This window comes from Inquilinus limosus (genome assembly GCF_002195995.1).
Classification (GTDB): Bacteria; Pseudomonadota; Alphaproteobacteria; order DSM-16000; family Inquilinaceae; genus Inquilinus; species Inquilinus limosus_C.
The window spans coordinates 1-9,471 of sequence record NZ_NHON01000158.1 but is presented as its reverse complement, the minus strand read 5'-3'; the positions used below and the strand labels follow the sequence as shown (position 1 = coordinate 9,471).

At 70.2% G+C, this 9,471-nt stretch carries 10 protein-coding genes; 8 read left to right on the top strand and 2 right to left on the bottom strand.

Annotated elements, in window-relative coordinates:
* The 8 genes from BWR60_RS34670 to BWR60_RS34640 form a co-directional block, all read left to right on the top strand.
* Nucleotides 1-896, top strand: an 896-nt coding sequence (locus BWR60_RS34670; RefSeq protein WP_218823823.1) for an HAD-IC family P-type ATPase, incomplete at its 5' end; no start/stop codon positions are given.
* 120 nt (nucleotides 897-1,016) lie between these two features.
* On the top strand, nucleotides 1,017-1,448 hold the full coding sequence (gene lysM, locus BWR60_RS34665; RefSeq protein WP_088157678.1) for a peptidoglycan-binding protein LysM: 432 nt from the start codon (nucleotides 1,017-1,019) through the stop codon (nucleotides 1,446-1,448).
* 132 nt (nucleotides 1,449-1,580) lie between these two features.
* Nucleotides 1,581-3,113, top strand: coding sequence for an alkaline phosphatase family protein (locus tag BWR60_RS34660; RefSeq protein ID WP_088157676.1), 1,533 nt, complete (start codon nucleotides 1,581-1,583; stop codon nucleotides 3,111-3,113).
* Nucleotides 3,114-3,115: 2 nt separating this feature from the next.
* On the top strand, nucleotides 3,116-3,835 hold the full coding sequence (locus BWR60_RS34655) for an HAD family hydrolase (protein ID WP_218823822.1): 720 nt from the start codon (nucleotides 3,116-3,118) through the stop codon (nucleotides 3,833-3,835).
* Nucleotides 3,836-3,892: 57 nt separating this feature from the next.
* Nucleotides 3,893-4,741: an amidohydrolase family protein gene (locus tag BWR60_RS34650; RefSeq protein ID WP_088157672.1), complete on the top strand. Its 849-nt coding sequence runs from the start codon at nucleotides 3,893-3,895 to the stop codon at nucleotides 4,739-4,741.
* A 32-nt stretch (nucleotides 4,742-4,773) separates the two neighbouring features.
* Nucleotides 4,774-5,799, top strand: coding sequence for an aldo/keto reductase (locus tag BWR60_RS34645; protein WP_088157670.1), 1,026 nt, complete (start codon nucleotides 4,774-4,776; stop codon nucleotides 5,797-5,799).
* Nucleotides 5,796-6,023 (top strand): hypothetical protein, encoded by a 228-nt coding sequence (locus tag BWR60_RS36705; RefSeq protein ID WP_144445862.1) that lies wholly within the window; start codon nucleotides 5,796-5,798, stop codon nucleotides 6,021-6,023. The genes BWR60_RS34645 and BWR60_RS36705 overlap by 4 nt, the downstream gene beginning before the upstream one ends.
* A 143-nt stretch (nucleotides 6,024-6,166) precedes the next feature.
* The gene (locus BWR60_RS34640) at nucleotides 6,167-7,660 is read left to right on the top strand and encodes a glycosyltransferase family 4 protein (RefSeq protein WP_088157668.1); all 1,494 of its coding nucleotides are present in this window, start codon (nucleotides 6,167-6,169) and stop codon (nucleotides 7,658-7,660) included.
* Nucleotides 7,661-7,670: 10 nt separating this feature from the next.
* On the opposite strand, the gene radC is transcribed toward BWR60_RS34640, so the two are convergent.
* Both radC and map read right to left on the bottom strand, forming a co-directional pair.
* Nucleotides 7,671-8,372, bottom strand: a complete 702-nt coding sequence (gene radC / locus BWR60_RS34635) for a RadC family protein (protein WP_088157666.1) — start codon at nucleotides 8,370-8,372, stop codon at nucleotides 7,671-7,673.
* Nucleotides 8,369-9,181: a type I methionyl aminopeptidase gene (gene map / locus BWR60_RS34630; RefSeq protein ID WP_429913057.1), complete on the bottom strand. Its 813-nt coding sequence runs from the start codon at nucleotides 9,179-9,181 to the stop codon at nucleotides 8,369-8,371. Before map ends, radC begins: the two co-directional genes overlap by 4 nt.
* Nucleotides 9,182-9,471: the final 290 nt, after the last annotated feature.

Genomic DNA, 9,471 nt, shown 5'->3' with positions numbered 1-9,471 from the left:
AGCCCGCGCTGGCCGACCGGGTCGCGGCGCTGGAGGCCGCGGGCAAGACCGTCGTGGTGCTGCTGGGCGAGGCCGGGCCGCGCGGGCTGATCGCGCTGCGCGACGAGCCGCGCGAGGATGCGGCCGAGGCCGTGGCGGCGCTGCGCCGGGCCGGGGTGCAGCCGGTGATGCTGACCGGCGACAACCGCCGCACCGCCACCGCCGTGGCCGGCGCGCTCGGCATCGCGGTCGAGGCCGAGCTGCTGCCCGACGACAAGCTGGCGGCGATCGGCCGGCTGAAGGCGCAGGGGCCGGTGGCGATGGTCGGCGACGGCATCAACGACGCGCCGGCGCTGGCCGCCGCCTCGGTCGGCATCGCCATGGGCGGCGGCACCGACGTGGCGCTGGAGACGGCGGATGCGGCGCTGCTGAACAACCGCGTGGTGGGCGTGGCCGAGCTGATCGGCCTGTCCCGCGCCACCCTGGCCAACATCCACCAGAACATCGCCGTCGCGCTCGGCCTCAAGGGGCTGTTCCTGGCGACGACGGTGCTCGGCGCCACCTCGCTGTGGATGGCGATCCTGGCCGACACCGGCGCCACCGTGCTGGTGACGCTCAACGCGCTCAGGCTGCTGCGCCTGCTGCCCGCGCCGCGCCCGGCGGCGGCCGGGGCCGCCGCCCACGGGCACGGCCATGCCGATGGTCACGGGCACGACCATGGTCATGACCACGGCCACGATCACGACCATCACGGCCACGATCATGACCATGGCGCCGAGGGCCAGGAGGCCGAGGATTGCTGCGCCCATGGCGCCTGCGGCGCGAAGCCGGCGAGCGTCGCCTGCGGTGCGTGCCGGGCGCCGAACCAGGCCTCGGCCCGGTACTGCAGCCAGTGCGGCCAGGCGATGGCGGCGTGACACCGGGCGGCGAGTCTGGGAACATAGTCCCCCGGCTCGTCGTTGATCCTCCGCAACCGGCCAGGGGTCGGACAGAGGCCCGTGACGGCAAGCACCAACCAGGCAACCAGGGGGTGTGCCATGGGGCTGATCAGTTTTATCAAGGGTGCCGGTGAGAAGCTGTTCGGCGGCGGCGAGGCCGAGGCCGCGACGGCGGACGATCTGAAGAAGCAGATCCAGGCGCAGGGGTTGGACCCCGCCGGGGTCGACATCAAGGTCGAGGGCGACAAGGTCACGGTCGGCGGCAACGTCGCCTCCACCGAGGTGGCGGAGAAGATCGCGCTCGCCGTCGGCAACACGCCCGGCGTCGCCCAGGTGCAGAACGACCTCGCCGCCGCCGCGCCGGCGCCGGAATCGCGGTTCTACACGGTGAAGAAGGGCGACACCCTCTCCGCCATCGCCAAGGCGGAGTACGGCAACGCCAACGACTATCCGAAGATCTTCGAGGCCAACAAGCCGATGCTGAAGCACCCGGACAAGATCTATCCGGGCCAGGTGCTGCGCATCCCGTAACCAGCCCCGGGGCCTTCCTCGTCCAGGCCTGAAGGGCCCGCCCGGCGACGCGCGGGCCCTTCGCTTTCCCGTGTCGCGCCGCCGGCTCTTGCGCTATCTCCACATGGGAACGTTCCATGCGGAGCCGCGAGCTTGGCCAATGTCCTGTTCATCACCGCCGACCAGTGGCGCGGTGACACGCTGTCGGCGGTGGGGCATCCCTGCATCCGCACCCCGGCGCTGGACGCGCTGGCGGAAGACGCCACGCTGTTCCGGCGCCACCACACCGTGGCCTATCCCTGCGGCCCGTCTCGCGCCTCGCTGCTGACCGGCCTGTATCCGCACACCCATCGCAGCGTGCGCAACGGCATGCCGCTCGACGCCCGCCACACCAACCTGGCGCTGGAGGCGCGGCGCGGCGGGTGGGACCCGCTGCTGTTCGGCTACACCGACACCTCGCTGGACCCCCGCGGCCGGGCGCCGGACGACCCGGCGCGGCACAGCTATGAGGGCGTGGCGCCGGGCTTCACCCCGGTGCTGAACCTGTCCGAATCCAGCCGCGCCTGGATCGCCGACCTGATCGCCAAGGGCTATGACGTGGCGGCGCCGGGGGAGGGGCGTGACCCGCTCTACGACCCGGACCCGGCGGCGGAGGCGGCGCCGGGCGGCTTCGGCCCGACCCGGATCCGGGCGGAGGACAGCGAGACCGCCTTCATGACCGACCAGGTGCTGCGCCACCTGGCGGTGCTGCAGGGCCGGCCCTGGTTCGTGCACCTGACCTATATCTGCCCGCACCCGCCTTTCGCCGCGCCCGCGCCCTGGCACCTGGCCTACGACCCGGCTTCGGTGCCGGCGCCGCTGCGCGCGGCCTCGCTGGAGGCGGAGGGGGCGCAGCACCCGCTGCTGGCGGGTCTGCACCGGGCGGTGCGGCTGGACAAGTTCCTGAACCATGCCGAGGGGCCGGCTGCGGCGCTCGACGATGCCGGCGTGGCCGCGGTGCGCGCCGCCTATTACGGGCTGGCGTCGGAGGTCGACCACCATCTCGGCCGGGTGTTCGACTACCTGAAGGCCAGCGGCCAGTGGGACGACACGCTGGTCGTCTTCACCTCCGACCATGGCGAGCAGCTGGGCGACCATCACCTGTTCGGCAAGCTCGGCTATTTCGACCAGTCGGCCCATATCCCGCTGATCCTGCGCGACCCGCGCCGAGAGGCGGATGCCGGCCGCGGCCGGCAGGTCGAGGACTTCACCGAATCGGTCGACATCCTGCCCACCATCCTCGGCTGGCTCGGCCTGCCGGTGCCGCGGCAATGCGACGGCCGCTCGCTGCTGCCCTTCTGCCGCGGCGACCAGCCGCGGGATTGGCGGGACGCCGCGCACTGGTTCTACGATTTCGGCAATGTCCGCGAGCGGGTCGGCGCGCCCCGGCTGCATGCCGACGAATGCGGTGTCCAGGTGGTCCGCGACGCCCGGCGCAAATACGTGCATTGCACCGCCCTGCCGCCGCTGTTCTTCGACCTGGAGCGCGACCCCGGCGAGTTCGAGGACCGCAGCGGCGACCCGGCCTATGCCGCCGAGATGCTGGCCTATGCGCAGAAGCTCCTGTCCTGGCGCATGCGGCACGAGGACCGGGTCCTGAGCCACATCACGCTGGAAGGCGGCTATTTCGAGGGGGACGCGTCATGAGCGTGGCCGGTATACGGGGCATCCTGTTCGACAAGGACGGCACGCTAATCGACTACGACGCCACCTGGCGGCCGCTGAACCGCGAGGCGGCGCTGTTCGCCGCGGCCGGCGACCCGGAGCTGGCGCTGCGGCTGCTGGAGGCCGGCGGCGCCGACCCGCACACCGGCGTGGTGCGGGCCGACAGCCTGTTCGCGGCCGGGGCGACGCCGGAGATCGCCGCCGCCTTCATCGCCGCCGGCAGCCCCTACGGGCTCGACCTGCTGGTGCCGGAGATCGACCGCATCTTCCGCACCGCCACCACCGCGCCGATCCGCCCGACCGTCGCCGACCCGGCCGGGCTGTTCCGCCGGCTGCGCGGCCGCGGACTGACGCTGGGCGTCGCCTCCAGCGACGGCGAGGTGGCGATCCGTGCCACGCTGGCGATGTTCGGCCTGCTCGACCTGGTCGATTTCATCGCCGGATATGACAGCGGTCATGGCCACAAGCCGAATCCCGGCATGGTCTACGGCTTCTGCGACGCCACCGGCCTGCCGCCCGGCGCGGTGCTGATGGTGGGCGACAACCGGCACGACATGGCGATGGGCCGCGCCGCCGGCTGCGGCCTGTGCGTCGGCGTGCTCAGCGGCACCGGATCCGTCGAGACCCTGGCCGGTCTGGCCGATCTCTGCCTGCCCGATATCGGCGGGCTGGAGGATCTTCTCGACGAGGCGCAACGGGCCTGATGGCATCGGCCGCCTTTTAGACTAAAGTCGCGCAAAACCTATCCGTGGAGGCCTCACGTGCCCGGTTTTCCGATCGTGGACAGCCACGTCCATATTTATGATCCAGCCATATTGTCCTACCCGTGGATGGATCAGGCGCCGCCCCTGAAGTCGCGCCACCTGCCCGATGTCTACGACCGGCAGCGCGACGGCGTGGCGATCGAGAGCTATGTCTTCGTCGAGGTCGATGTCGCCCCCGCCCAGCGGGTGGAGGAGGCGCGCTGGGTCGGCGCGCTGGCCGACCCCCGGCTCGGCGCCCTTGTCGCCTCGGCGGCGATCGAGGACGGCCAGGCGGTGCGGACCGAGCTCGACGCGCTGCACGCCGCCACGCCGAAGCTGCGCGGCATCCGCCGGCTGATCCAGGGCGAGGTGGCGGATTTCTGCATCCGGCCCGGCTTCGTCGAGGGCGTGCGGCTCCTGTCCGAATACGACCTGTCCTTCGACCTGTGCATCTTCCACCCGCAATTCGAGAGCGCGATCGAGCTGGTGCGGCGCTGCCCGGAGATCCGCTTCGTCCTCGACCATATCGGCAAGCCGGGGATCCGCGAGGGGCTGGACCAGCCCTGGTGCGACCAGATGCGGGCGCTGGCGGCGCTGCCCAATGTCTGGTGCAAGCTGTCGGGCGTGGTCACCGAGGCCGATCATGGGGGCTGGACCCGGGAGCAGATCGAGCCGTACATATGTCATACGATTGACTGCTTCGGCTTCGACCGCACCATGTTCGGCAGCGACTGGCCCGTCTGCGAGCTGGCTTCCAGCTATCGCCGCTGGGTCGAGACGCTGGACGCCATCCTCTCGGATTCGTCGGAGGCGCAGCTGCGGCAGCTCTATCGCGACACCGCCATCGCCTTCTACCGGCTCGGCTGAGCCCAAGACGCTTCAGGAGAGGACCGCCTGCCATGGACCCGATCGCGACCCGTCCGCTCGGCAAGAGCGGCGTTCCCGTCACCCAGCTCGGCTTCGGCGGGGCGCCGCTCGGCGACTTCTACCAGAAGCTGCCGGACGGCCAGGCGACCCAGACCATGGCGCGGGCGCTGGAGCTCGGCGTCACCCTGGTCGACACCTCGCCGCTCTACGGCTACGGCCTGTCCGAGCACCGCTTCGGCCAGGTGCTGCGGCAGCGGCCGCGCGACAGCTACGTGCTATCCACCAAGGTTGGCCGGGTGTTCGAGGCGCCGAAACGCGGCGCGGCCGTGGACCATGGCGGCTGGGCCGGCGGGCTCGAATTCGACCCGGTGTTCGACTACAGCTATGACGGCGCCATGCGCGCCTTCGAGCAGAGCCTGATGCGGCTCGGCATCCCGCATGTCGACATCCTGCTGATCCACGACGTCGACATCTGGACCCACGGCTCGCGCCCGGCCTATGAGCAGCGGCTGCAGGAGGCGCTGGCCGGCGCCTACAAGGCGCTGCTGAAGCTGCGCGAACAGGGCGTGGTCAAGGCGATCGGCGTCGGCGTCAACGAGGTCGAATCCTGCATGCGCTTCGCCGAGGGCGGCGATTTCGACTGCTTCCTGCTGGCCGGCCGCTACACCCTGCTGGAGCAGACCGCGCTCGATGACTTCCTGCCGCTGTGCCAGCGCCGCGACATCGGCATCATGCTGGGCGGGCCGTACAATTCCGGCATCCTGGCCACCGGCGCCGTGCCGGGCGCCAAGTACAACTACAAGGACGCGCCGCCGGAGATCCTGGAGCGGGTCAGCCGGATCGAGGCGGTGTGCCGCCGCCACGGCGTGCCCCTGCCGGCCGCGGCGATCCAGTTCCCGCTGGCCCATCCGGTGGTCGCCTCGATGATCCCGGGCGCGGTCAAGCCGGAGGAGGTCGAGCGCAACCACGCCCTGATCGCCACGCCGATCCCGGCCGAATTCTGGGCCGAGCTGAAGCGCGAGGGGCTGGTGCGGGAGGACGCGCCCGTTCCGGCGTGACGCCGGGGCGAGCCCGCGACCCGTCCGGCGGCGGGTCGCCGCTGCCGCGGCCTGACCGGCCGCTCCCTGCGCACCCGCCCCGGTCCCGCATCGGCGACGCGATCGTGCTACGGGCGGAGATGGACCTCGCCGTCGCCGTCTCGTCCTGCCCGGCGTCGACCTGTAACGGCGGCGCCCCGCCGCGGCCGCTGGCCGTCGAGATCCTGCCTGTCGACACGGCCTGAACGCGAATTCATTTGACGTGGGCAGAAATCCCACGAATTTATGTGGGAGAAATTCCCACGGATCGAGCCTGGCTGGGCGCTGACGGCGCCGTTGTCGTCTGCCGATCCTCCGGAATCCGGTGGACCCATGGCGCAGGTGGCTGATGAGCGGCAGGCAGGTGATCTATTTCGATGTGAGCGACGTGGTGGAGTTCGTGCGCTCGAACACCCGGTTGAGCGGAATCCAGCGGGTCTCCCTGGAGATCATCAAAACCCTGTCGGGGCGCTCCGCCGACCACGAACTGCGGCTGATCTGCTATCACCCGGTGCTGAAGCGGATGGTCTGGTTCTCCGCGGCGCCGTTCGGCACGGGCTACATTTTCGACCATGCCGGCTTCTGCAAGTACTTCGCGATCCATCACGGCGGGCAAGGGAGCGTCAGGCTCAAGGACCACCTGAAGAAGCGCTACCGGAGCGCGGTGAAGCGCCTGTTTCACAATGTGCGGCTGCGGCTGCGCAACATCCTGGACGGCGGACGCAGTTTCGCACGGCACAGGATCGAGACACGGCAGCCCCGTCGGCTCAAGCCAAAGAACGCGTTCGAGGTCCGGTTCAACGCGGGGGACCGGGTCTTCATCTCCGGGGCCACCTGGGGAAGCCGGTTCCTGCCCTATCTCGACGCCCTCGAGGAGGTGAAGCGGCGCCTGGGCATCGAGGTGTCGCTGTTCGTGCACGACCTGATCCCGCTGATCGCGCCCGAGCATGTGGTGAACGACGTGCCCGAGCAGTTCTCGGACTGGATCGAGCGGATGTGCCGCTTCGCCGATCTGTTCCTGGTGAACTCCGAATCGACCGGGCGGGATCTCGACCGTTTCCTGCGGACGCAGGCCGTCCCGGCTGTGCCGATCCGGGTGGTGCCGCTGGCCCATGAATTCCTGTTGCCGGAGGACCAGGGTGCCGCCCGGCGACCGGCCAGGTTCTTCGATCCGGAGCGGCACAGCCTCGGCGACCGCCGGATCCGGTGCGAGGTGCTGAACGCCGCCCTGCTGCCCTATGTCCTGGTGGTCGGCACGATCGAATCCCGGAAGAACGTGTGGACGCTGGCGCTCGTCTGGCAGGAGATCCACCGGCGCCTGGGCTTCGACACGCCGCGGCTGGTCTTTGCCGGCAAGCACGGCTGGGCCAAGCAGGCCTTCGACGACTTCCTGCAGGGCACCGGCCATCTCGACGGCTATATCCGCATCGTCGACCGGCCGGACGATGCCGAGCTGGCCCATCTCTACCGGCACTGCCTGTTCTCGGTCTCGGTCAGCTATTACGAGGGCTGGGGGCTGCCGATCGGCGAGGGCTTGTGGTTCGGTCGGCCGGTCGTGGCCTCGAATGTCAGCGCGATGCCGGAGGTCGGCGGGGCGCTGGTGGAGTATGTCGACCCTTACGACCCGAGATCGATCCTCGACGCCTGCCTGAAGCTGATCACGGATGAGGCGTATCGCGAGGCCATGGCACGGCGGATCCGGCGCGAGGATCTGCGCCGTTGGTCGGATGTGGCGGAAGGGATCTGGCAAGCGCTGACCACCCCGACCAAGGTGGCGCCGAGGCTGAAGGCCGTCCCGGCGAGGGATTCGGCCGAGGCGGATGCCGTCGCCCTCGCGGGCTGAGGCCTGGCTCTCAGAGCAACCCCAGGGTCCGAAAGCTGGAATGGCCCTTGCGGCCGACGATGACGTGGTCGTGCAGGGCGACGCCGACCGTCTCCAACGCCCGCGCCACCGCCTTGGTCATCTCGATGTCCGCGCGGGACGGCGTCGGGTCGCCGGAGGGATGATTATGGACTAAAATCAAAGCACTGGCGCCGAGTTCCAGTGCCCGGCGGGCCACCTCGCGCGGGTAGACCGGCGCCTGGTCCACCGTGCCCTGGGCCGCGGTATCGTCGGCCAGCAGCGCGTTCTTGCGGTCGAGATACAGGAGCCGCACCTGCTCGGTTCCGCCGAACTTCATGGCGACGCCGAGATAGTCCAACAGCGCCTGCCAGGACCCGATCACGGGGCGGTCGACCACCTGTTCCTTCAGCATCCGCTCGGCTGCCGCCTGCACCACCTTGAGCAGGGCGACACTGATGTCGCTCAGGCCGCCGCGCTGGGCCAGCTGCGCCGGGCTGGCGGCCAGCACCGCGCCCAGGCTGCCGAAGGTGGCGATCAGCTGCTTGGCCAGGGGCTTGGTGTCGCGCCGCGGCAGCGCCGCGAACAGCAGCAATTCCAGGATCTCGTAATCCGCCAGGGCGGCGGCGCCGGCGGTCAGGAAACGCTGCCGCAACCGGTCGCGATGGCCGGTGTAGGTGGGAACCGGGTCCGTCGCGTCCGGCGCTTCGGTCACGATGCCGGATAAGGCGGCTGGGTGTGGCCGGCGGGGGAGAGGGTGAAGATCTCAACCCCGTCCTTGGTGACGCCGACCGTGTGCTCGAACTGGGCCGACAGGCTGCGGTCGCGGGTCACAGCGGTCCAGCCATCCGACAGGATCTTCACCGCCCAGTGGCCGGCATTGATCATCGGCTCGATGGTGAAGATCATGCCCTCGCGCAGCACGAGGCCGTCGCCGCGCCGGCCGTAATGCAGGATGCTGGGCGGGGCGTGGAACACCTTGCCGACGCCGTGGCCGCAGAAGTCGCGCACCACCGAGAAGCGATGGCCCTCGGCATAGGCCTGGATGGCGTGGCCGATGTCGCCCAGCGTGGCGCCGGGCTTCACCGCGGCGATGCCGCGCATCATCGACTCGTAGGTCACCTCGATCAGCCGCTTGGCCTTCACCGCCAGCTTGTCGCCGGCGACGTACATGCGGCTCGAATCCCCGTACCAGCCGTCCAGGATCGGGGTGACGTCGATGTTCAGGATGTCGCCGTTCTCCAGCTTCCGGTCGCCCGGGATGCCGTGGCAGACGACATGGTTCAGCGAGATGCAGCTCGACTTCGGATAGCCGCGATAGCCCAGCGTGGCCGGCACCGCGCCGTGGTCGCGCATGAAGCCGTCGCACAGCCTGTCCAGCTCGTCGGTGGTGATGCCGGGCTGCACATGCGGGGCGATGAAGTCGAGGGTCTCGGCCGCCAGCCGGCCGGCACGCCGCATCGCCGCGAAATCGGCCTCGCCATGCAGGGGGATATGGCCTTCCTCGCGGGTCTGGGGTTCCACCTCGGTCACGCTTTCCGTCCTGTCTCGCATCACCATTAGCCTATAGCACCGCCGCCGCGCGGTCGCCACCCGGCGGGATATGGGGGCGACCCGGCCGGTCGCCGAGGGCCGGCGCCGCAGGAGAGGCATGCAGAGGGTGTCGGGCCCGCGCGGGGGGCAGGGGCCGGCTTGACTCCGAATTATAAGTGAATGATCATTTATAAATCATGTGACCCATGGAGGATCGGATGCCGCTGCCGCTGGACGGACAGGTCGCCCTGGTCGCGGGCGCAACCCGCGGGGGCGGGCGG

What these genes read in the sequence shown, in the direction of transcription:
- BWR60_RS34645 (WP_088157670.1), top strand. Translation starts at nt 4,774, where the DNA reads ATGGACCCGATCGCGACCCGTCCGCTCGGCAAGAGCGGCGTTCCCGTC.
- lysM (WP_088157678.1), top strand. Translation starts at nt 1,017, where the DNA reads ATGGGGCTGATCAGTTTTATCAAGGGTGCCGGTGAGAAGCTGTTCGGC.
- BWR60_RS34640 (WP_088157668.1), top strand. Translation starts at nt 6,167, where the DNA reads ATGAGCGGCAGGCAGGTGATCTATTTCGATGTGAGCGACGTGGTGGAG.